This window comes from Streptomyces sp. ISL-100, assembly GCF_018614615.1.
GTDB lineage: Bacteria > Actinomycetota > Actinomycetes > Streptomycetales > Streptomycetaceae > Streptomyces.
Genome location: NZ_JAGGOK010000002.1, coordinates 92,746 through 113,595, shown reverse-complemented (window position 1 = coordinate 113,595; position 20,850 = coordinate 92,746). Strand labels below are relative to the sequence as shown.

The 20,850-nt window shown below is 69.4% G+C and carries 18 protein-coding genes and 1 riboswitch; of the genes, 13 read left to right on the top strand and 5 right to left on the bottom strand.

Going from position 1 to position 20,850, the window contains the following annotated elements:
- Window positions 1-304: 304 nt before the first annotated feature.
- The 12 genes from J7E89_RS00590 to J7E89_RS00535 all read left to right on the top strand — a co-directional run bounded on the left by J7E89_RS00590 (window position 305) and on the right by J7E89_RS00535 (window position 13,530).
- Complete coding sequence (locus tag J7E89_RS00590) at window positions 305-1,162, top strand: dienelactone hydrolase family protein (protein ID WP_214967128.1); 858 nt, start codon at window positions 305-307, stop codon at window positions 1,160-1,162.
- Between the two features lie 167 nt (window positions 1,163-1,329).
- Window positions 1,330-4,074, top strand: coding sequence for a LuxR family transcriptional regulator (locus tag J7E89_RS00585; protein ID WP_214966898.1), 2,745 nt, complete (start codon window positions 1,330-1,332; stop codon window positions 4,072-4,074).
- Between the two features lie 204 nt (window positions 4,075-4,278).
- A complete protein-coding gene (locus tag J7E89_RS00580) occupies window positions 4,279-6,600 on the top strand; it encodes a nitrate- and nitrite sensing domain-containing protein (protein ID WP_214966896.1) in 2,322 nt (773 codons plus the stop codon).
- Window positions 6,597-7,001 (top strand): roadblock/LC7 domain-containing protein, encoded by a 405-nt coding sequence (locus J7E89_RS00575; RefSeq protein ID WP_214966893.1) that lies wholly within the window; start codon window positions 6,597-6,599, stop codon window positions 6,999-7,001. Before J7E89_RS00580 ends, J7E89_RS00575 begins: the two co-directional genes overlap by 4 nt.
- Window positions 7,001-7,363, top strand: coding sequence for a DUF742 domain-containing protein (locus J7E89_RS00570; protein WP_214966891.1), 363 nt, complete (start codon window positions 7,001-7,003; stop codon window positions 7,361-7,363). Before J7E89_RS00575 ends, J7E89_RS00570 begins: the two co-directional genes overlap by 1 nt.
- Window positions 7,350-7,940, top strand: coding sequence for an ATP/GTP-binding protein (locus tag J7E89_RS00565; protein WP_251059881.1), 591 nt, complete (start codon window positions 7,350-7,352; stop codon window positions 7,938-7,940). Before J7E89_RS00570 ends, J7E89_RS00565 begins: the two co-directional genes overlap by 14 nt.
- Before the next feature lie 60 nt (window positions 7,941-8,000).
- The gene (locus J7E89_RS00560) at window positions 8,001-8,783 is read left to right on the top strand and encodes an amino acid ABC transporter ATP-binding protein (RefSeq protein ID WP_285439184.1); all 783 of its coding nucleotides are present in this window, start codon (window positions 8,001-8,003) and stop codon (window positions 8,781-8,783) included.
- Between the two features lie 69 nt (window positions 8,784-8,852).
- Window positions 8,853-9,698, top strand: a complete 846-nt coding sequence (locus J7E89_RS00555) for a glutamate ABC transporter substrate-binding protein (protein WP_214966889.1) — start codon at window positions 8,853-8,855, stop codon at window positions 9,696-9,698.
- Between the two features lie 76 nt (window positions 9,699-9,774).
- Complete coding sequence (locus tag J7E89_RS00550; protein WP_214966887.1) at window positions 9,775-10,440, top strand: amino acid ABC transporter permease; 666 nt, start codon at window positions 9,775-9,777, stop codon at window positions 10,438-10,440.
- Window positions 10,437-11,345: an amino acid ABC transporter permease gene (locus J7E89_RS00545; RefSeq protein ID WP_214966885.1), complete on the top strand. Its 909-nt coding sequence runs from the start codon at window positions 10,437-10,439 to the stop codon at window positions 11,343-11,345. Before J7E89_RS00550 ends, J7E89_RS00545 begins: the two co-directional genes overlap by 4 nt.
- A gap of 42 nt (window positions 11,346-11,387) precedes the next feature.
- Window positions 11,388-12,176 carry a type 1 glutamine amidotransferase gene (locus tag J7E89_RS00540; RefSeq protein ID WP_214966883.1) on the top strand — a complete coding sequence of 263 codons (789 nt, stop codon included), beginning with the start codon at window positions 11,388-11,390 and terminating at the stop codon, window positions 12,174-12,176.
- 106 nt (window positions 12,177-12,282) lie between these two features.
- Window positions 12,283-13,530, top strand: coding sequence for a cytochrome P450 (locus tag J7E89_RS00535; RefSeq protein WP_214966881.1), 1,248 nt, complete (start codon window positions 12,283-12,285; stop codon window positions 13,528-13,530).
- A gap of 59 nt (window positions 13,531-13,589) precedes the next feature.
- Here the strand turns inward: J7E89_RS00535 and J7E89_RS00530 are convergent, their stop codons facing one another.
- The 4 genes from J7E89_RS00530 to J7E89_RS00515 form a co-directional block, all read right to left on the bottom strand.
- Window positions 13,590-14,186, bottom strand: coding sequence for a Type-2Aa cytolytic delta-endotoxin (locus J7E89_RS00530; RefSeq protein WP_214966878.1), 597 nt, complete (start codon window positions 14,184-14,186; stop codon window positions 13,590-13,592).
- Window positions 14,187-14,283: 97 nt separating this feature from the next.
- Window positions 14,284-17,037 (bottom strand): SpoIIE family protein phosphatase, encoded by a 2,754-nt coding sequence (locus J7E89_RS00525; protein ID WP_214966876.1) that lies wholly within the window; start codon window positions 17,035-17,037, stop codon window positions 14,284-14,286.
- Window positions 17,038-17,096: 59 nt separating this feature from the next.
- A complete protein-coding gene (locus J7E89_RS00520) occupies window positions 17,097-17,366 on the bottom strand; it encodes a DUF4873 domain-containing protein (RefSeq protein WP_214966873.1) in 270 nt (89 codons plus the stop codon).
- A 176-nt stretch (window positions 17,367-17,542) separates the two neighbouring features.
- Entirely contained in the window at window positions 17,543-18,307 is a 765-nt protein-coding gene (locus tag J7E89_RS00515) for a transglycosylase SLT domain-containing protein (protein ID WP_214966871.1), read from the bottom strand.
- A 4-nt stretch (window positions 18,308-18,311) separates the two neighbouring features.
- Window positions 18,312-18,476: riboswitch (cyclic di-AMP (ydaO/yuaA leader) on the bottom strand.
- Window positions 18,477-18,958: 482 nt separating this feature from the next.
- Here J7E89_RS00515 and J7E89_RS00510 point away from each other — a divergent pair.
- Window positions 18,959-19,756, top strand: coding sequence for an SDR family oxidoreductase (locus J7E89_RS00510; RefSeq protein ID WP_214966868.1), 798 nt, complete (start codon window positions 18,959-18,961; stop codon window positions 19,754-19,756).
- A gap of 16 nt (window positions 19,757-19,772) precedes the next feature.
- Here the strand turns inward: J7E89_RS00510 and J7E89_RS00505 are convergent, their stop codons facing one another.
- Window positions 19,773-20,663, bottom strand: a complete 891-nt coding sequence (locus tag J7E89_RS00505; RefSeq protein WP_214966866.1) for an SDR family oxidoreductase — start codon at window positions 20,661-20,663, stop codon at window positions 19,773-19,775.
- Window positions 20,664-20,850: the final 187 nt, after the last annotated feature.

The following is a 20,850-nucleotide window of genomic DNA, read 5'->3' as shown; positions in this document are numbered from 1 at the left end:
GCCGGGCACAGCGGCCCTCCGCCCTCATGCCGCGGCCACCGGCCGCGTGGAGGCAGGTGATTCCGCCGATGCCCGCGTGGCCGACGTACCGCGACAGTGGCACCGCCAGTGAACACGGCGGTGCCCGCCCCGGTACGACCGGCCCCAGCCCTCGGTAACGAGTGCCCTGCCCGGCCCGGCGTGGCGGCTCCGCCACGACCGAGAGGACGACTCAGTCGTGCAGCAGTACAACAGCGAGCACAGCTCCTCCGAGCACAGTCCCTCCGCCCGCCACCGCCACGCAAAGGGCCGCCTGCGGCCGCTCATGGCCGGCCTGGCGGCGCTCCTTGTCGTCGGTGGCCTCAGCTCCGCGACGACCCCCGCCGCCCAGGCGGCTGACAATCCGTACGAACGCGGGCCCGCCCCCACCACGGCCAGTATCGAAGCGCCCACCGGCTCTTACGCGGTTTCGCGGACCACCGTCTCTTCCCTCGCCGTCACCGGCTTCGGCGGCGGGACCATCTACTACCCGACCTCCACCAGCGACGGCACCTTCGGCGCCGTGGCGGTCTCTCCCGGCTACACCGGCACCCAGTCCTCCATCTCATGGCTCGGTCCGCGCCTCGCCTCCCAGGGCTTCGTTGTCTTCACCATCGACACCCTTTCCAGGTACGACCAGCCGGACAGCAGAGGCCGCCAACTTCTCGCAGCCCTCGACCACTTGACCGAACGCAGCTCCGTACGCGGCCGGGTCGACAGCAGCCGGCTGGGCGTGATGGGCCACTCGATGGGCGGCGGCGGCTCGCTGGAAGCGGCCAAGAGCCGGCCCTCTCTCCAGGCCGCCATACCGCTCACCGGCTGGAACGCCGACAAGACCTGGCCGGAGATCCAGACACCGACGCTGATCGTGGGGGCCGACGGTGACACGGTCGCGTCGGTCGGCTCGCACTCCGAGCCCTTCTACGAGAGCCTGCCGTCCTCGCTCGACAAGGCGTACCTGGAACTCAACAACGCGACGCACTTCACGCCGAACTCGTCCAACACCACCATCGCGAAGTACAGCATTTCCTGGCTCAAGCGGTTCATCGACAACGACACCCGCTACGAGCAGTTCCTCTGCCCGCTGCCGCGCCCGAGCCTGACCATCGAGGAGTACCGGGGCAACTGCCCGCACACCTCCTGACGTTGACGGACGTCGGCGTCGGCCGCGCGCCCCGCGGCCGGCGCCGGCACGCGCTTTCCCCGTGCCGTGTGCGCGGGCACAGACGTGGCCCGCCAACGCTGGGCGCGCGCCCAGAGCGCACCCTGCGTACGCGGCAGTAACGTGACAGGCGTGACCGGAATACGACCATGAGAAGTCCGCTCCGGCTATACGGCCGGCGTGGTGAACTGGAAGCTGTGGCAGCCCTGTCGGACCGGCTGCGTACCGGGTGCGGCGGAGCGCTGCTGATCGCCGCGGAGCCCGGATTCGGCCGCGCTGCCCTCCTGCGCCGGGCCGCCCGGGACTTCGAGGCCGGTCCCGTCCTGCACACCAGGGCCGTACCGGCCGAGAGCCGGCTCCCGTACAGCGGACTGCACGCGCTGCTGTGTGCCGCCGGCGATGTGCTGAGCGCCGCGCCCGCCGGCCTCCTCAGCTCCGGCCTCGCGCCCGGTGACCTGCTGGAGCTGCTGCGCGGCCTCGCCGCCGGGCGGCCCCTGCTGGTCTGCGTCGACGACGCCCACCTGTGGGACGACCGGTCGCGCGCCGCCCTCGGCTTCGCCGCCCGGCGCGCGCAAGCCCTGCGCGGCGTCGGCCTGCTGCTGTCCGTGACCGGACACCGGGCCCAGGACCCCGACTTCGCCGGGCTGCCCGTCCTCCACCTCGGCCCGCTCCCCGAACACGCCGCGCGGGACCTGCTGCACGAGCTGTCCGGGAAGAAGACGGAACGTACGGATCCCGCGGTACGGGAGGCACTGCTGCACGAGGCCGAGGGCAACCCGGCCCTGCTGGAGGCACTCGTCCGACGGCTGTCACCCACCCAGCTCTCCGGGCACGCGCCGCTGCCCCGGCCGCTCGCCGACGGTGACACCCTGCTGCGTACGGTGGGTGACAGGCTGGCAGCCCTGCCGCCGGACACCGCGTTTCTCCTGCTGCTGGCGGCCGCCGCACAGGAGCAGACCCCCGAAGCCGCCGGAGCGGACGCCGCCCTGGTCCGGCGCGCCGCCCGGGCCGCCGGTATCGGCCCGGCGGCGCTGGACGCGGACGAGGTGGCGGGAGTGGCGCGCAGCGACGGGGAGGTGATCCGCTTCCACAGCTCGCTGTTACGCCGCGCCGTTCACGCCGGTGCCACTCCGGCGCGGCGGCGCGCTGCCCACCGGCTGCTCGCCACCGTCCTCGCCGGTGACCGGGACCGCCTCCCACGCCTGCTGCACCGCGCCCTGGCCGCCGACGGTCCGTCCCCGCGCCTCGCCGCCGACCTGGCCGCGGCCGCGGCCGCTCCGGACCCGTGGTTACCCAGCCTGCAGCGCTCCCTGGCCTTCGCCTGCGCGGCCGAGCTCACCACGACCGACGACAACGCCCGCATGTCGCGCATGACCGCCGCCGCGGAGCAGGCCCGGCTGGCGGGCCGCCCGCACCGGGCGCGGGAGCTGCTGGCCGCCGCTCGTGCGGGGGCGGTCCACGACGCCGTACGTGGCAGGGCCGAACTCGTCACCGGCGCCCTGGCGCTGGGCGACGGCCCCGCCGGTGACGCGTACGGGGCGCTGCTGGTGGCCGCCGGCCTCCTCGGCCCGTACGACCCGGAGCGCGCCGTCGCCGCCCGGCTCGGCGCGCTGGAAGCCGCGTGGGCCGCGGGCGACGTCCCGGCCTGCGTGGCCGCGCTCGACGGCGGCGACACGGGCCGGGACATCGCCGTACACGACTACCGGGCCGGAATGCTGGCTGCCCTCGACGCACGGCCCGAGGAAGCCCGGGGCCCGCTGCGGCGGGTGGTTGAGCGCGCCGCGACCGACGACGATCCGGTGCGGCTGCTGCGTGCCGGGACCGCCGCGCTCGTCCTCGGCGACATCGCAGCCGCCTGCGCCCTCAACGGGCGGGGCCTGGCCATCGGCCGGGGGCGGGAACTCGTCGCCCTCGTGCCCCGCCTCCTGGAACACCTGGCCTACGCCGAGTTACGGGCCGGCCGGCATGCCAGGGCCGGAGCGCACGCCCGGGAGGGGCTGCGGGCCGCACACCGGGCCGGCCGGCGCAATTGCGTCGCTCATCAGCACGCGATCCTCGCCATGGTCGCATCGGTCGAAAGCGACGCCGCGGCAGTTGCCCGACATGTCACCGAGGCCATGGCGATCGCCGGCCCGCACGGGCTCGTCCAGGCCGCGACCCTGGCCGAGTGGGCCTCGGCCCGGGCCGATCTGGGGCGCGGCCGGGCGGTGGAGGCCGCTGCCCGGCTCGGCCCGCTGGTGCGGGCGGGCTCGCGCCGCGGGCATTTCGCCGTCCGTATGCTGGCCGTCCCCTGCTTCGTCGAGGCCGCCGCGCTCGCCGGGCAACCCGACGATGCGCACTCCCCGGTGGAGGAGTTCGCCGTCTGGGCGGCGAGGGGCGGCGATCCGCAGGCCCCCGCGCTCCTCGCCCGCTGCCGTGCGCTGCTCGCGGGCCCCGAGCAGGCCGAGGCTTTGTACGCCCACGCGCTGGCCAGACACGAGCTGGCCGACGGCGACTTCGAGTGGGCCCGCACCCAGCTGCTGTACGGGAAATGGCTGCGGCGTCGGCGCCGGCCGCGCGAGGCGAGGGGCCGCCTGAGGGACGCGCTGGTCGCCTTCGAGCGCTCCGAAGCCCGTACGTGGGTCGATCAGACGCGAGCGGAGCTGCGGGCCACCGGCGACGTGGCCGGCGGTGAACCGGCGGGGGCACTGTCCTGCCTGACGCCTCAGCAGCTCCGGATCGCGCACTGCGTCGCCGAGGGGGCGACCAACCGTGAAGTGGCGCTGCGCCTGTCCGTCAGCCCCCGGACCGTGGACCATCACCTGCGCAATGTCTTCTCCGTGCTGGGGGTGCGCTCACGTGTGGAGCTGTCCCGGTTGGTGGACCGTGCCGAAATCAAGGGCGCGCACCCCTAGGGTCGGACCCGCACGGTGTGTCATTCTTCGGCGCCGGATACCACGCATTGATCCCGGAGGCAATCACTCCATTTCTCGGCGTGGCTGGTTATGATCTGCATCCCCGACGTCTCAACGGAACCGGTCCGGCCATCCCCAAGTCCCCCAGTCTTGTGTCGGCGCCGGTTTCTGGTCTGTCCCCGCTCTCCCCGTCCCCGAGGACTGATGTCTCCCATAGAACCCAAAGGCCAACGCAAGCCGTCGAGAGCTCGTCGTCGGCGCACCGTTCGCCTGCGCACCCTGCTCATCCTGCTCGCGGTGGTCCCCACCGTCGCGATGAGCGCTCAAGTCGTCGTGACCGCCGACAGCTTGCTCGACCGGTCCGAGCACCTGCGCGCCGACGTGGCGGCCGGTGAGCGGATCGGCGTACCCGCGTACAGGCTCATGGTCGAGCTGCAGGCCGAGCGGATGATGACGGCCGGGAAGTGGGCGGGCTCCCATGTGTCCGGAAAAGAGCTGCGAAACCGGCGCACGGCGACGGACCGAGCCGCCGCGGAGTTCCGCGAGGCGGCGACCACCGGTCCGGACGGGGGCGGGAAGTCGGACCACCACCTCACCGACGTGAGGGACAGCCTCGACGACCTGGACGCCCACCGCGAGCGCGCGGATGCACGGAGCGGCAGCGCCGACCGTACGATCCGCTACTACACCGGCGTGATCAGCGAGCTGATCCACGTCTACCAGGAAGAGTTCAGCCACACGGAAGACGCCGAGCTCACTCAGGAGAGCCGGCTGGTCGCCACCATGTTCTCGGCGTCGGAGTTGCTGGCGCGCGAGCAGACGATCCTCGCGTCGGCCGGGCCGTCCAGGGAGCTGACGGCCTCCAGATTCGCCGAATACGTCAACGCCGTCGGAGCCCACAGATACCTGTACGAAACGGCGATCGTGCCGTATCTGCCCGCCGGGGACAGAGAGTTCTACGATCAGATCACCGGCTCGGGCGGGTGGCAGGCCAAGACCCGCATCGAGAACATCGTGATGTCCGACCACGAGGACATCGCCACGGGCGTGAGGCTGCCGCTGGCGTCCGCCGGCTGGCGGAACGCGCACGACAAGCTGGCCGAGGAGCTGGGCGCGCTCAACGCCGGCCGCTCGCAAGGCGTGCTCGCGACCGCCGACACCCAGGCGGCGGCGCTCGAGGCGGAGGTCGCCTGGCTGATCGCGGGAAGCGGCGGGGCGCTGCTGATCGTGGCCGGCGTCGTCGTGTTCACGACGCGTTCGGTACTGCGCAGGCTGCGCGGTCTGCACGAGAGCACGGTGGCCATCGCCGAGAAGACCCTGCCGGACGTCGTGGCCCGGCTCCAGGGGGGACAGCCTGTCGACCCCGACGCGCTGCCCGGCCCCACCGGGGCCCAGGACGAGGTCGGACGTATCAGCGACGCGTTCGCCCGGGTCGTCGCCGTGTCCGTCGACGGGCACCGGCAGCTCTCGGACGAGCGGCACGGGTTCGGGATGTTCGCGGCGGGCATCGCCTCGCGCACGGGAAACCTGGTCAGCCGCCAGTTGAGCCTCACCGAAGACCTCCAGGACACCTTCGGCCACAACGAAGCGCTCCTTGCCCAGTTGATGCGATCCGACCAGCTGACGGTGGGTATGCGACGGCAGATCGAGAACCTGCTCATCCTGGCGGGCGGCGAGATTCCGGACCCGCACACGGAACCCATGCGCGTCGCCGACCTGCTGCGCGAGGCCGCCGCCGAGGTCGAGGACTTCCGGCGGATCGAGCGGCAGGCCCTGGACGAGATCAGCGTGGAACCGCGCGTGATCAGCCAGATCAGCCACCTCCTGGCGGAGCTGCTGGACAACGCCACCCGGTTCTCCCCGCCGAAGTCGAAGGTCGTCATCCGGGCCGAGCTGGTGGCTGACGGCCTTCTCGTCGAGATCGAGGACCGCGGCCCGCGGGTGACCCCCGCCAGCTACGAGGAGATGAACCGCCGGCTGCACTCGGCTCCGCCGTACGCCGTCCTGGCACAGAACGCGCACCGGCTGGGTCTCTTCGTGGTCGGCCACCTCGCCGACCACCTGCCGGCCACGGTCACGCTGCGCCGCTCGGTCTACGGCGGGACCTCGGCCGTGGTGATCATCCCCGCGGAGCTGCTCGTACCGACGGAGCGGGAACCGGCGCGCGAGCCGGCGCGGTCCGACCGGGCTCAGCCGGACCCCGTGCGGCCCGATCACATCAAGTCTGTCCCCGTACGCCCCGATCCCGCGCCGCGCCGCCTCGAGGTACGCAAGCCCGAGCCGGCGTCCCAGGCCAAGCCCGGACTGCCGAGCCGCCGGACGCCCGACAGGCCGGACGGCTCCCGTCCGGCCCTGCCCGAGCGCGTCCCGCACACCCATATCGCCGAGCAGCTGCGCGAGCCACGCGCACCACAGGCAGCGGTCCTTCAGGACGAGGCGACACCCGAAGAGGTGGCCGACGCCTGGGCGGACTACGAGCAAGGGACCCAGAAAGTGGAAGCAGAGCTCCGACAGGACCAGCCATGACGACGACAGCGAACGACATGATCTACAGCATCCTGGACAACAACCTGACCAGGATCGCCGGCATCCAGGGGGCCGTGCTCCTGTCCAACGACGGGATCAAGCTCAGCGCCTACCTGCTGGAACGCGACCAGGCGGAGCGCATAGCGGCGGCCTCCTCCGGAATCGCCGCCACGATGAAGGCGATATCCAGGGAAATCGACGGCGGCGGGGTGATCCGCCAGCTCGTCGAGATGGACGACCGCTATCTCTGCATCGTGGGGTGCGGCGAGGGCAGCACACTCATCGTCGTAACCTCCCGCAAGGCACGGCTGGGTGAGCTGGGCGGCGAGGCGGTACGGACCGCGCAGGCGCTCGGCGAGTGGCTGGGCACCCCTGAGCGCACCCAGGTACTCCCGTCGTAATGCCGGACGATCCACAGCCGCGAGGCCGCCGGACGCGGCTGTACGCGCTGACCGATGGCCGTACAGCCGCTCCGCACACCGTCCTGACCATGGACACGACGATCACGGCGGCGGTGGCCGCGGACGCTCATGGCGGCCTGCCCAGTGAGTGGCAGGCCATCCTCGCGATGTGTCCGGCTCCGGACGGGCGGGCGGTCGCCGAGATCGCCGCCCGGATGCACATGCGCCTCACTCCGATGGCGGTCCTGCTCGGCGAACTCGTGGACCGCGGGCTGATCCACCACCGGCCGCCCCTGGAAGGCGCCGAGACCAGCAATGTCCACCTGCTCATGAGAATCAGGGACAGCCTTGCCCACCTATGACACACCTGCCCAGGAAGCGGCGCCCGTCAAGATCCTCATCGCCGGGGGCTTCGGCGTAGGCAAGACGACCCTGGTCGAGACGGTCTCCGAGATCGAGCCGCTGCGTACGGAGGAGAGGCTGACGGCCGCCGGTGTCGGCGTCGACGACCTCGACGGCATCGAGTCCAAGACGGTGACCACCGTGGCGATGGACTTCGGGCGCATCACCCTCACCGACGCCGGAGTCGTCCTCTACCTGTTCGGCACACCGGGCCAGGAGCGCTTCTGGTTCATGTGGGACGACCTGCTGAACGGGGCTTTCGGCGCGATCGTGCTCGTCGACACCCGGCGCCTGGACCGCAGTTTCCCCGCCGTCGACTTCTTCGAGAGCCGCGGCCTTCCGTTCGTGGTCGGAGCGAACTGCTTCCACGGCGAGCAGCCGTACACCGCAGAGGAAATCGGCGCCGCGCTGCATCTGCGCGACCCGAACACACCCATCCTCATGCTCGACGCCCGCTCCCGTACTGACGTCCGCGACGCGCTGCTCTCGCTCCTCGACCTGCTCATCGCCAAGGCACGGACCACGGCGGCTGTCTGACCCGCCCACATCGGCTCTCTCGGCGTGCGCCCGGCCGGGGGCGGACGGAGGATGAAGCCGATGAGCGGAGTAGCTGTGAACAAGGAACACGCGACGCCGGGCCCGGACGATGCCCTGGTGGTACTGAAGAACGTCAACAAACACTTCGGTGCCCTGCATGTGCTGCAGGACATCGACCTCACCATCTCCCGTGGCGAGGTCGTGGTGGTCATCGGCCCGTCCGGGGGCGGAAAGTCCACCCTGTGCCGTGCCATCAACCGGCTGGAAACCATCGACTCCGGCGAGATCGCCATCGACGGCAAGCCGCTGCCCGCCGAGGGCCGTGAGCTGGCCGGACTACGGGCCGATGTGGGCATGGTCTTCCAGTCCTTCAACCTCTTCGCGCACAAGACCGTGCTGCAGAACGTGACGCTGGGCCAGATCAAGGTCCGTAAGAAAGACAAGAAGGCCGCCGATGAGCGGGGGCGCTCGCTCCTCGACCGGGTGGGTGTCGCCAATCAGGCGGACAAGTACCCCGCCCAGCTCTCCGGCGGCCAGCAGCAGCGCGTGGCGATCGCCAGAGCGCTGGCCATGGACCCGAAGATCATGCTCTTCGACGAGCCGACCTCGGCTCTCGACCCCGAGATGATCAACGAGGTGCTGGAGGTCATGCAGCAGCTCGCCCGCGACGGCATGACCATGGTCGTCGTCACGCACGAGATGGGGTTCGCCCGTTCGGCCGCCAACCGTGTGGTCTTCATGGCGGACGGCCGGATCGTGGAGGAGACGACGCCCGACCAGTTCTTCAGCAACCCGAGCAGCGAGCGCGCCAAGGACTTCCTCTCGAAGATCCTTCACCACTGAGCCGGACACCGGAGTACCGCACCGGCTCCTCACACACGCATCAAGCGTCAATCCCCAGGGATGATCACCATGAAGCTTCGCAAGGTCACCGTCGCGGCCGCCGCTGCGCTCGCACTGTCCGTGAGCGCCGTGGCATGCGGCTCCGACGACGGTGAGGAGAGCGCTTCGGGCAGCGCCGTCGGCCAGAACGAGATCACCGTCGGTATCAAGTTCGACCAGCCCGGCCTCGGCCTGAAGACCCCGGACGGCAAGTACACGGGTCTGGACGTCGACGTCGCGACCTATGTGGCCAAGGAGCTCGGCCACGACCCGGGCGACATCCAGTGGAAGGAGGCCAAGAGCGCCGACCGCGAGACGCTGCTCGAGCGCGGCGATGTCGACTTCATCGCGGCCACCTACTCGATCAATGACGAACGTGCGGAGAAGGTCGACTTCGCCGGCCCCTACCTCCTGGCGCACCAGGACATCCTGGTCCGGGCGGACGACGACTCCATCAAGAAGCCCGAAGACCTGAACGACAAGAAGCTCTGCTCCGTCACCGGCTCCACCTCGGCGCAGAACATCAAGGAAAAGATCGCTCCCCAGGCTCAGCTGCAGGAGTACGGCGGCTACTCCGAATGTCTGACCGGCCTGGAGAACGAGGTCATCGACGCCCTGACCACCGACGACGCGATCCTCGCCGGCTACGCCGCGCAGGAGCAGTTCAAGGGCAAGTTCAAGCTGGGCGGCTTCAAGCTGAGCAACGAGAACTACGGCATCGGCGTCCAGAAGGGCAGTGATCTCAAGGACAAGATCAACACGGCCCTGGAGAAGATGGTCGCGGACGGCTCCTGGGACAAGGCCGTGAAGGCGAACCTCGGCCCGGCCAACTACAAGAACGAGCCCGCCCCGAAGATCGGCAACATCGTCGAGTGAAGCGGGACTCGGACCGGCGCGCCGCCCACCATGGTGGCGCGCCTCGTCCTCCACACACGCGGAAGTGCGGGAGATCGTGTTCGATTTTCTTGAAGGTTACGACCTGCTGGAAGCCTTCTGGGTGACAGTGCAGCTCACTGCCTACTCCGCCATCGGCGCCCTGATCTGGGGAACTCTCCTGGCCGCCATGCGGGTGAGCCCCGTGCCCCTGATGCGAGGCTTCGGCACCTGCTACGTCAACGTGGTGCGGAACATCCCCCTGACGGTGATCATCGTCTTCACCTCACTCGGCCTCTTCCAGACGCTCGGTGTCACCCTCGGCGCGGAAGACTTCAAGACCATCAACTTCAGGCTCGCCGTGCTTGGCCTGATCGCCTACACCTCCGCGTTCGTCTGTGAGGCGCTGCGGTCCGGCATCAACACGGTGCACGTTGGCCAGGTGGAGGCAGCGCGCGCGGTCGGCCTGAGCTTCCCCCAGGTGCTGAGGCTCATCGTGCTTCCGCAGGCGTTCCGATCGGTCGTGGGGCCGCTGGCGAACGTACTGATCGCACTGACCAAGAACACCACGGTGGCGGCTGCGATCGGTGTTGCCGAGGCCGCGCTGCTGATGCGGGAAATGATCGAGAACGAGGCTCAGCTCATTCTCATCTCCGCGATCTTCGCGTTCGGATTCATCTGCCTCACCCTCCCCACCGGGCTGTTCCTCGGCTGGGTCAGCAAGAAGGTGGCGGTGAAGCGATGACTTCTGTCCTGTACGACGCCCCGGGACCGCGCGCGAAACGGCGCAACCTCCTGCTCACGCTGGTGTTCTTTGTCGCCCTCGCGGCATTGATCTGGTGGGTGCTCCGGACTCTTGCCGACAAGGATCAGCTCGAGTGGGTGAAGTGGGAGCCGTTCTTCACCGACACTCGAGCCTGGTCGACGTACCTCTGGCCGGGGCTGAAGAACACGCTCATCGCCGCCGCCCTCGCCATGGTCATCGCGCTGCCCCTCGGAGCGGTCTTCGGCATCGCGAGGCTCTCCGACCACTGGTGGGTGCGTGGCGTGGGTGGCGCCGTCGTGGAGTTCTTCCGCGCCATCCCGGTGCTGATCCTGATGCTCTTCGCCAACTCGGCGTACTCCGAGTTCACCGACGTCAGTCCCGACAACCGGCCGCTGTACGCAGTAGTCACCGGCCTGGTGCTCTACAACGCCTCCGTGCTCGCGGAGATCGTACGAGCCGGAATCCTGTCCCTGCCCAGGGGACAGACCGACGCGGCCAAGGCGATCGGCATGCGCAAAGGCCAGACCATGCGGTTTGTGCTGCTGCCCCAGTCGGTCACCGCGATGCTGCCGGCGATCGTCAGCCAACTGGTGGTCATCGTGAAGGACACCGCACTCGGTGGCGCGCTGCTCGGCTTCTCCGAACTGCTGGCCTCGGTCCGCCCGCTGAGCGCCAACTACGGCGCCAACACCATCGCCAGCTTCACCGTCGTCGCCGTGATCTTCGTCCTGCTGAACTTCGCGCTGACCACCTTCGCGAGCTGGCTGGAGGGCAGGCTGCGGCGCGGCAAGAAGTCCACCGGCGCGGTGGTGGGCGTCGACGCCGTCGAGAACCTCGCGAGACCCGGCGGACACATGGGCCCGGGCGGACCGGACAGATCGTAAAGCTGAGCTAACGGCTTGTCATGACCGGCAACAATGGCTGCCATGGTCGAGATACCTGCCGTACTCCGGCAACGCCTGATGACGCCCGCAGACGGTGAGCCGCCCGAGATTCTGGTGGTCGAGCACGAGGCGGAGTGCCCGCCCGGACTGTGGGGCGGGTGGCTGACCGAAGCCGGTCTGCGGCTGCGCGTCGTACGCCCTTATCTGGGTGAGCCCCTGCCCGAGGACGTCGACCACTTCGCCGGACTCCTCGTCCTGGGCGGATCCCCGGGCCCATGGGACGACGACCGCTTTTCGTGGCTGCCCGCCACCAGGGCCCTCCTGCGTACGGCCTTCGAGCACGGCACTCCCACCTTCGGCATCTGCCTCGGGGCCGAGCTGATGACGGCGGAGTTCGACGGCCGTACAGAACGCCGTGATGTGCCTCAAATCGGTGTGTACGACCTGAAGGTGCTCCCGGCAGCGGCCGAAGACGCCGTCTTCGCCGGACTGGCCGACTGCCCGCCGGCGATGCTCTGGCACCTGGAGGAAATGGCCGCCCTGCCGCCCGGCGCGGTCCTTCTCATAGGCGGCACCGACTCCCCGCACCAGGCCTTCCGCCTCGGCGATCAGGCGTGGGGAACCCAGTTCCACCCTGAGGCGACGCCGGAGATCGTCACGGGCTGGGCCCACGAAAGCGCCATGCTGCGCAAGGCCGGGGCCGACGCGGACGAGGTCGTCGCGCAGGTTGTGGCGGCAGCGGCCGAGACGACCCGGACCTGGCGCCCGGTCGCCCACCGCTGGGCCGCCCTGGTCCACCAGCGCCACAGGGATCGCCTCCCGCCCACCTGAGACGGCTGACCAGGCCGGCGAAGCAGTCACACCACGGCAGGCGATATTGTGCGGCCCGAGAGGTGGCTGACCACGGCGGCGCCGAGGAAGGGGGTGGAGTTTCGTCATGGCGATATCCATGAGCAGTGTGGATCTTTTCGACGAGGCGTACGCCCTTGACCCGTTTCCGGTGTGGGACGCGCTGCGCGAGAACGCGCCCGTGCACTACGAACCGGACACGGGCCTGTGGCTGGTGAGCCGGTACGACGACGTGCGAGCGGTATTGCTCGATACGGACACCTTCCTGCCGGACAACGCGATGGACGCGATCGGCCGCTTCTCGGTGCCGACCCTGCGCGTCCTCGCCAAAGCCAAGTTCGCCCTGCCGCCCACGCTCGCCAGCAACGGCGGCGAAAGCCACGCCGGCTACCGGCGCATCATGACCCGGCTGCTCAACGCCCAGGCCGTCACCGCCGCTGTGCCCATGGTCGAGCAGGTGACCAGGGAGTGCCTGGACCAGGTCGAGGAACGGCTCGACGCCGACGGCGTCTGCGACCTGGCCACTACGCTCGCCCGGGATGTCCCGTTGCGGGTGCTGCTGCGGCTGCTCGGCCTCGAAGAGGCCATGGACGTCGGCATCGACACGCTGGCCCGGTGGAGCGACGCCTCCCTGGAGCTCTTCTGGGGCCGTCCGGACGCCGGCCGGCAGCGCGAGCTGGCAGGGGAAGCCGCCGACTTCTACTCCTGGCTCAGGAGCCTGGTGACCGAGCCCCGCCCCGGTGAAGACACGCTGCTCGGCGCACTGGCGGCGCACCGGCTGCCGGGTGGCGAGCCACTGAGCGTGGCCGAGACCGCCGCGGTGCTCTACTTCATGATCATCGCCGGCCAGGCGACCACCCGGCAGATGCTGAGCATCATGTACCGCCGCGCACTGGCCCAACCCGGGCTGTGGCAGCGCTTCGCCGACGAGCCGGGCAGCGCGCAGCCGTGGACCGAGGAGGTGCTGCGGCGGGAGCCCCCGATCACCACCTGGCGCCGGGTCACCGGCCGACCGGTCACCCTCTGCGGAGTGGACATCCCGGCGGGGGCGCCGCTACTGCTGATGCTGGCCTCGACGGGGTCGGACCCCGAGGTGTTCGAAGACCCGGAACAGCTCTGTCCGTACCGGCCGAACCAGCGCAGGCATCTGGCCTTCGGCGTGGGGCGCCACAGGTGCTCCGGCGCCGAACTGGCCAGGATGGAGGCCGGCGTGATGATGCGGATGACCGCGTCGCGACTGCCCGGCCTGCGGCTCGCGGACATCTCCTCGCCCCCGGAGATGCTGGGGCTGCTGTCCTTCCGGGCGCCGCTGCACGTCCTCGTGGAACGAGGCTGACCGTACGCCGCACGCCGTGCCTCACCCTGACGAAGGGTGAGGCACGGCGGCTTCGGTGATCAGCCGGCGGACGGCAGGTCCTGCCGCACGGTGATCGCGTTCAGGCGGATCGCGTACCGCGCGGTGTTCCCGACGGTCAGGGAACGGACCTGCTCCGGGCCCAGCGCGACCGTCACATTGGCGCAGAAGGCGATGGCGTAGACAGAAGCCCCGGTCTCCTCGTCCTGGAGGGCGAACAGCAGGTTGTAGTAGTAGCTCGTACGGTCCGGCTCCTCCCGGTAGAAGGAGAGGTGCGTACCCTCCTGCTCGCCCAGGCCCACGAAGGCTTCGGTCAGCGCCCGCTCGACCTTGTCCCAGAAATCGGAATTGGCGGTCGGGAGCGGCAGGGCCTGGCGTACAGCCTCCTTGAGGGAGAGGACCATGACGCTGACGGGAGCGGTCTCCTGCAGACCCCAGCCACGGATGATCTTTACCGTCGAACAGTCCGGGATGCCGCTCGCCGCCCGGCTGATCTCACCGAAGTCGAAGTCCACGGTCGCCGGGGCGATCGCGTGCTGGAATCCGGCCTCAATGTCCCGCGCCCTGCCCATGAAGGACGACCCCACCTCGAAGACTGTCTTGAACGTTGTCTTCTCGGTGGCGATCTGGTCAGCCATCGCTGCTCCTAGCGTGTCGGAAGTGATCGCGCCCGGTCGGAGAGTATGCCGTCCGTATGCTCGCCTCCCGCACGGGGCACGGTTCGTCCCCCGGCTGTCAGAGCGGGTCGACGGGCAACCAGGACAGATCGTCCAGGGACGGCTCGGCCGACGGCTGCTGACCGTCGTTCAGTGACTGCTCGACCCACATGACCTTGCCGGTCGCCGTGTACCTGGTTCCCCACCGCCCGGCGAACTGGGAGACGAGGAACAGACCGCGCCCGCCTTCGTCGGTGGTGGCGGCGCGCCGCAGGTGCGGGGCGGTGCTGCTGCCGTCGGACACCTCGCAGATCAGACCGCGCTCGTACATCAGCCGCACGTGGATCGGCTCGGAGCCGTAGCGGATCGCGTTGGTGATGAGCTCGCTCAGCATGAGTTCGGTGGTGAACCCGATCTCCCCGAGCCCCCACGTCTCCAGCTGACGTCCGCACGCGGCGCGGACGGGAGCGACGGCCGCGGGGTCGGCGGGGACGTCCCAGTCGGCGACCCGGTCACGGTCCAGCAGATGCGTACGGGCCACCAGCAGCGCGATGTCGTCACTGCGGTGCGGCGGCAGCATCGCACTGAACACGGCCTGGCAGGTCTCCTCGGGCGTCGGGTTCGTGTCGCCGGCGAGGGTGTCGCGCAGGAGGCGCAGGCCGGTGTCGATGTCGCGGTCACGGTGCTCGATGAGGCCGTCGGTGTAGAGGACGAGCCGGCTGCCCTCGGGCAGGCGCAGTTCGGCGGTCTCGAAAGGCAGGCCGTGGAGGCCGAGCGGCGGAAAGACGGGCATGTCGAGAATTTCCACCGTGCCATCGGGGCGGACCAGCGCGGGGGCGAAGTGCCCGGCCGTAGCCATGCTGCACACGCCCGAGGCCGGATCGTAAATGGCGTACAGGCAGGTGGCGCCCGTGATGCCGTCGCCGCCGTTGTCCCCCTCCTCGTCGTCGATACGGGAGACCAGCTCGTCGAGGTGGCCCAGGAGCTCGTCCGGCGACAGGTCGAGGGCGGAGAAGTTGTGGACGGCGGTGCGCAGCCGGCCCATGGTGGCGGCGGCGTGCAGGCCGTGGCCGACGACATCACCAACGACCAGGGCGACCCGCGCCCCCGGCAGCGGGATGACGTCGAACCAGTCGCCACCCACCCCGGCCTGCGCGGGCAGATAGCGGTAGGCGACATCCACGGCGGCCTGCTCGGGCAGGACGCGGGGCAGCAGGCTGCGCTGGAGCGTTACGGCCATCGTGTGTTCACGGGTGAAGCGACGAGCGTTGTCGATGGCGACCGCGGCGCGGGCCGCCAGTTCCTCGGCGAAGGCCAGATCTTCCTCCCCGAAACGCTCAGTGGGCTCCGCGCGCCAGAAATTCGCCATGCCCAGAACGACACCACGGGCTTGCAACGGCACCGAGACCAGGGAGCGGATGCCGTAGGCGAGGGCCCGGTCGGCCCCCACCGGATCCTGGGACCGCCAGCCGTGGGCCACCGTCAGATCGGCCTCGAGCACCGCATGGCCGCTTGCCAGGGCCGCTGCCATCGGCGTCGTGGGGACGACGAACCTGATCAGGTCGCCCACCGGCTGGAAAGGCCGGCCTTCCTCGCGGCGGCCGCTCACAGCGGCGCGGCGCATTTCGGTGTACGCGCCCGTCGGCTCCTCGCCGTGCAGTACGGGGTCCAGCAGCTCCACCGTGGCGAAGTCCGCGAACCGGGGGACCGCCACCTCGGACAGTTCCTCGGCGGTACGCGTCACGTCCAGCGTGGTGCCGATCCGCACCCCGGCCTCGTACAGCAGCTTCAGGCGCTCCCTGGCCACTTCCGCCGCGCCGGACAGCGCGCGCAGCTCGGTGGTGTCGCGGAGCGTCGCGGCAGTGCCGGAGGGACCGCCGTACGGGGCGGTGGGCCGTGTGTTGACAGCCAGCAGGCGGTCCCCGGCCAGGTGCACCTCGTCGGTCACAGCGCGGCCCGAGGCCAGCAGCTCGGCAATGGGGGCATCAAGGCCCACCTCGGTGACGTGCCGGCCCTCCGCGCCCGCGGGCAGCTCCAGCAGCCTGCGTGCCTCGTCGTTGACCAGCGTCAGCCGGCCGTCGTCCCCGACGATGAGCACCCCTTCCCGGACCGCGTGCAAAACCGCGTCGTGGTGTTCGTACATCCGGGTCATCTCGGTGGGGCCGAGGCCGTGCGTCTGCCGGCGCAGCCTCCTGCTCACGAGCACGGAGCTGCCTGTGGCGAGAACGAGTGCGGCGGTGGCGGAGGCGAGGAGCATCGGCAGATGGCGGTCCACCGCGTCCCCGACGTTCTCGACAGTGACACCGGCGGCCACCAGGCCCACCACGGAACCGGCGGCGTCCACCACGGGCACGACGGCCCGGGCAGCGTCGTTCGGGGCGCCCGTGAAGATCTCCGTGAAGGTTTCTCCGGCCGAGGCGCGTTCGACACCCTCGGCGCGCTCGCCGACCAGCGTCGGATCGGTGTCGACGTACCGGGTGCCGTCCGGGGCCATCACCGCTATGAAGTCCAGGCCCGATCCCCGCCGGGCCTGCTCCGCATGAGCTTGCAGAGCGGCCGCCGGGTCGGGAGACCGCAGGGCCTCGACGGTGCCCGGGGCGTCCGCGAAGGCCGCCGCGGCGGCGAGCGAGCGGTTACGGGCGTTCCACTCGCTGTCTTGGCGCGTCTGGAACGCGAGCGCGAGCACCGCGGCGGTGATCAGCAGCACCGCGACCACGATCTGGAGGAAGAGGACCTGACCGGCGGCGCTGCGCACCTCCAGCCGGGAAAGCACTCCTCGCCGTGACGAGCGCGGTGACCCGACACGCCTGGGTCGTCCGAGACATCCGCTCATGCCCCATTTTTAGCATTACGTGACATTTTAGGGGCAGCCGCCGACGCCGACGACGCCGCCTAGAACGGGATCGAGCCGACCCCGGAAATCTTCAGCCGCCCGCTGCCGATGGCGGTGCGCTTCGCCAGGACACTCGCCTCCCGGCCGTCCGGCAGCCGCAGCGTGGCGCGGTCGCCGTCCATCGCCGCGAAGAACTCTTCCGTCACCGTGTCGGTCTGCGCGCTGCCGCCCCACTCGGCCAGCTCGGCCCGGCCTCCGCTGAGGGTGGCCACGACGTCGATCTCGACATCACCGGTGATGAGGACCGCGGGGCCCTGGTAGTTACTCATGGCCCCCAGTGTGCGCCCACCGGCCGCCGCGTCCTACCACATGGACGAGACGCTGGGTGTGCGACCGGCCGTGCTGCTCCAGCAGGGCGCCTGAGGGCACCCTGCTGGAGCAGCACGGCCGTGACTTTCTCAATTACTCGCTACGGGAAGGGCGTTCACCCACCCCGGAGGTCGCTCTAGTACGGGCCGTTGACGTTGTCGATCGAGCCGTACCGGTCCGCGGCGTAATTGCACGCGGCGGTGATGTTGGCGACCGGGTCGTAGCTGTCCATCGACGTACCGGGCACGTGGTAGGCCTGGAACGTCGGAGCGATGACCTGAAGGAGTCCCTTGGACGGCGTGCCGGCCACAGCGTTGGAGTCCCAGTTGTTGATGGCCATCGGGTTGCCCGAGGACTCGCGCATGATGTTGCGGTGGATGCCCTCGTACGTGCCGGGGATGCCGTGCTTGGCCATGACGGCCAGCGACTCCTTGATCCAGCCGTCCAGGTTGTTGGCGTACGTCGTGGTCTTCGCGACGGCGGTGCGGGTCTCGGAGCGGTCGGCCCGCTCGGCGGGGGCGGCCTTCGCAGGAGTCTTCGCCTTGGTCTTGGCCTTCTCGCCGATCGTCAGCTTGAGGCCGGGGTGAATCAGCGCCGGGTCATCGCCGATGACCTGCCGGTTGTCCTCGTACAGCTTCTTCCAGCCGCCGCTCACGGAGCGCGCGTCCGCGATCTTGAACAGCGAGTCACCCGCGACCACGGAATAGGTCGTGGGTCCGGACTTCTTCGCGGCGGCGGCGACGGCCGGTGCGGCCTTTTCGGCAGCGGCGGGCTGCGCGGCGGTGGCGGAGGTCGCCCCGATCAGCGGCAGGGCGAGTGCGGCGCCACCCGTGCTCGCGGCGATGAAACCGCGAGTGAGTGTTCTGGCCTTGGGACGACGGTGCTTACCCTTCGGGGGCATAACGAATTCCTCTCCGTCGCCTGCGAGGTGAGCTGTCGGGTTCGGGCTGGAGATGCCCGGTCGCACGGTCAATGCGACTTCACCCCAAGCCGTTCCGGATTCCGGATCGGCGGCTTACCTGGTTCCCCCGCTCCTGCCGTACGTGAGTGTGAGTGGGTGCGGTTTCCGGACGGCGGCAGGATTCGGCGGTCCACCCGGATTGACGGTGACGGTAAGCGAGACAGGCAGGGAAGAACAAGCCCCGGATTCCACGTCGCAATGAAGATGGCGTATCAGGACGTGGAAACTTCTGTCACTGTCCGTGGGCGGCAGGCGCAACTTTCCCTCTGTTGACGGGAACTGAGGTGTTGGCACTACCGCATTTCTCTGCCGACGTGACTCCTGTCACGGACGATGTCGAGCAGCCGACCATTCAGGCAAACCGCCCACATTGGTCATTCGTGGGGCGGAACGTGCGCTATTGGAGCGGCATTGGTCGAGAGTGCGTGGGCACGGCGCCGGAACTTCTTTACCTCTGCGGCCAGTTGAGCGCCCATTTCCGCAAGTCCACCGCACGGTGAGGGGAGTTGCTCCACGCCGACCGGCCGTGCTGGGCATTGGGCAAAACGGAACAAAGTGATACAAGCGGCCTTGTGTGGGTATTCATCCCTCATGAACCGAACCAGGCCTCTGGCCGTCGTCACCGGTGCCTCCAGCGGAATCGGTTTCGAGCTGGCCAAGCAATTCGCTGAAAATGGATTCGACCTTCTGCTGGCCGCCGAGAATTCCGGCCTCGGCATTGCGGCGGACGAAGTGCGGGCCCATGGAGCCGACGTACACATCGTGAAAGCCGATCTGGCCACACCGGACGGCGTGGAACGACTGCTCGGCGCCATCACGGCGACCGGGCGGCCGGTTGCCGCCGCCGCACTCAATGCCGGCGTCGGACAGGGCGGGGCCTTCCTCGACACGGACCTCGCCGACCAGCTGCGCGTCATCGACCTCAACATCACGTCCACCGTGCGGCTGGCGAGGGGCCTGCTGCCGGACATGGTCGCTCGCGACGAGGGCCGAATCCTGTTCACGTCGTCCATCGCCGCAACGATGCCGGGCTCGTTCCAGGCGGTGTACAACGCCTCTAAGTCCTTCATCCAGTCGTTCGCCCAGGCATTGCAGAACGAACTGAAAGACACCGCGGTGACGATCACGTCGGTCATGCCCGGCCCGACGGAGACCCACTTCTTCCACCGCGCCGGCATGGAGGACACCCAGGTCGGGCGGCAGAAGAAGGACGACCCTGAAGAGGTGGCGAGGCAGGGATTCGCGGCTCTGATGGCCGGCCGGAAGAAGATCGTGGCGGGCTCCGTGAAGACAAAAGCGCAAGAGCTCGTCAACAAGGTCGTCCCCGACAGCGTCAAGGCAGCCGCCCACCGGAAAATGGCAGAACCTGGATCCGGCGAACCGAAGTGAGCGCCGCCGTGCTCTTTTACGGCAGAGGTGTGCCCCCAGTGGCGTTGACAATCTCAGCCGTGATGTAGCTCGCCTGCCCAGAAGCGAGGAATGCATAGGCCGGGGCCATTTCGGCAGGCTGTGCGGGGCGGCCCAAAGGCGCCTGCTTTCCGAACTTCGTGGTGTCCGGCATGGTCGCCGGAATCAGCGGCGTCCATACCGGGCCGGGCGCGACAGCGTTGACGCGGATTCCCCTGGACGCCACCATTTGCGCCAGCCCCTGAGTGAAGGCGACGATGGCCGACTTCGTCATGGCGTAGTCGAGCAGATGAGGGCTGGGCTTGTACGCCTGGACGGAGGACGAGTTGATGATGGAGCCGCCCTCGGGGATGTGGGGGAGGGCCATCTTCGACAGCCAGAACATGCCGTAGAGGTTGGTCTTCATGACCCGGTCGAATTGATCGGTCGTGATGGCACCGATGCCGTCCGGCTGGGACATTTGATAGGCGGCGTTGTTCACCAGAATGTTGATGTGGCCGAATTCGGTGACCGCGCGATCAATGAGCGCACGGCACTGGTCCTCGTCGCGGATGTCGCAGCTCACCGCGACAGCCCTGCGGCCCGCCTCCTCGACGAGGCGGGAGGTCTCGGCGGCCTCTTTCTCCTCCTCCGGAAGATGAGTGAGCAGAACATCGGCACCCTCACGCGCGAAGGCCAGGCACACCGCCCGGCCGATCCCGGAGTCCCCGCCGGTCACCACTGCCGCGAGGCCCTTCAAAAGCCCGCTTCCCCGATAGGACTCCTCGCCGTGATCGGGCGGAGGATCCATCGGGCCCGTCCAGCCGGGATGCTCCTGTTCCTGATCCGGGAGCTCCGGCTGGGGATGCTTCGTGACGGGGTTTTCCACCTCGCGGCTCTCTTCGCTCATTGCGGCCTCCTTGTTGATCGGATTTGGTCACATCTGGGTTCCCCAAAGCTCAGTGCTCGAATCCGGCAGGCTCTTCGTGCAGGCAAGGATGGTTGTCATGTCCATTACTACTCCGACCGGCCTGACCGGCGAGCGCGCGCCGCTCCCTGACCGCTGACGCCTGTCCCCGCCCGGCCGCCGTACCGGC

Coding starts and splice junctions, on each gene's coding strand:
- J7E89_RS00580 (WP_214966896.1), top strand. CDS start 4,279: ATGTCTCCCATAGAACCCAAAGGCCAACGCAAGCCGTCGAGAGCTCGT.
- J7E89_RS00515 (WP_214966871.1), bottom strand. CDS start 18,307: ATGCCCCCGAAGGGTAAGCACCGTCGTCCCAAGGCCAGAACACTCACT.
- J7E89_RS00560 (WP_285439184.1), top strand. CDS start 8,001: ATGAGCGGAGTAGCTGTGAACAAGGAACACGCGACGCCGGGCCCGGAC.
- J7E89_RS00570 (WP_214966891.1), top strand. CDS start 7,001: ATGCCGGACGATCCACAGCCGCGAGGCCGCCGGACGCGGCTGTACGCG.
- J7E89_RS00530 (WP_214966878.1), bottom strand. CDS start 14,186: ATGGCTGACCAGATCGCCACCGAGAAGACAACGTTCAAGACAGTCTTC.
- J7E89_RS00510 (WP_214966868.1), top strand. CDS start 18,959: ATGAACCGAACCAGGCCTCTGGCCGTCGTCACCGGTGCCTCCAGCGGA.
- J7E89_RS00545 (WP_214966885.1), top strand. CDS start 10,437: ATGACTTCTGTCCTGTACGACGCCCCGGGACCGCGCGCGAAACGGCGC.
- J7E89_RS00555 (WP_214966889.1), top strand. CDS start 8,853: ATGAAGCTTCGCAAGGTCACCGTCGCGGCCGCCGCTGCGCTCGCACTG.
- J7E89_RS00535 (WP_214966881.1), top strand. CDS start 12,283: ATGGCGATATCCATGAGCAGTGTGGATCTTTTCGACGAGGCGTACGCC.
- J7E89_RS00520 (WP_214966873.1), bottom strand. CDS start 17,366: ATGAGTAACTACCAGGGCCCCGCGGTCCTCATCACCGGTGATGTCGAG.
- J7E89_RS00525 (WP_214966876.1), bottom strand. CDS start 17,037: ATGAGCGGATGTCTCGGACGACCCAGGCGTGTCGGGTCACCGCGCTCG.
- J7E89_RS00540 (WP_214966883.1), top strand. CDS start 11,388: ATGGTCGAGATACCTGCCGTACTCCGGCAACGCCTGATGACGCCCGCA.
- J7E89_RS00505 (WP_214966866.1), bottom strand. CDS start 20,663: ATGAGCGAAGAGAGCCGCGAGGTGGAAAACCCCGTCACGAAGCATCCC.
- J7E89_RS00585 (WP_214966898.1), top strand. CDS start 1,330: ATGAGAAGTCCGCTCCGGCTATACGGCCGGCGTGGTGAACTGGAAGCT.
- J7E89_RS00590 (WP_214967128.1), top strand. CDS start 305: ATGGCCGGCCTGGCGGCGCTCCTTGTCGTCGGTGGCCTCAGCTCCGCG.
- J7E89_RS00575 (WP_214966893.1), top strand. CDS start 6,597: ATGACGACGACAGCGAACGACATGATCTACAGCATCCTGGACAACAAC.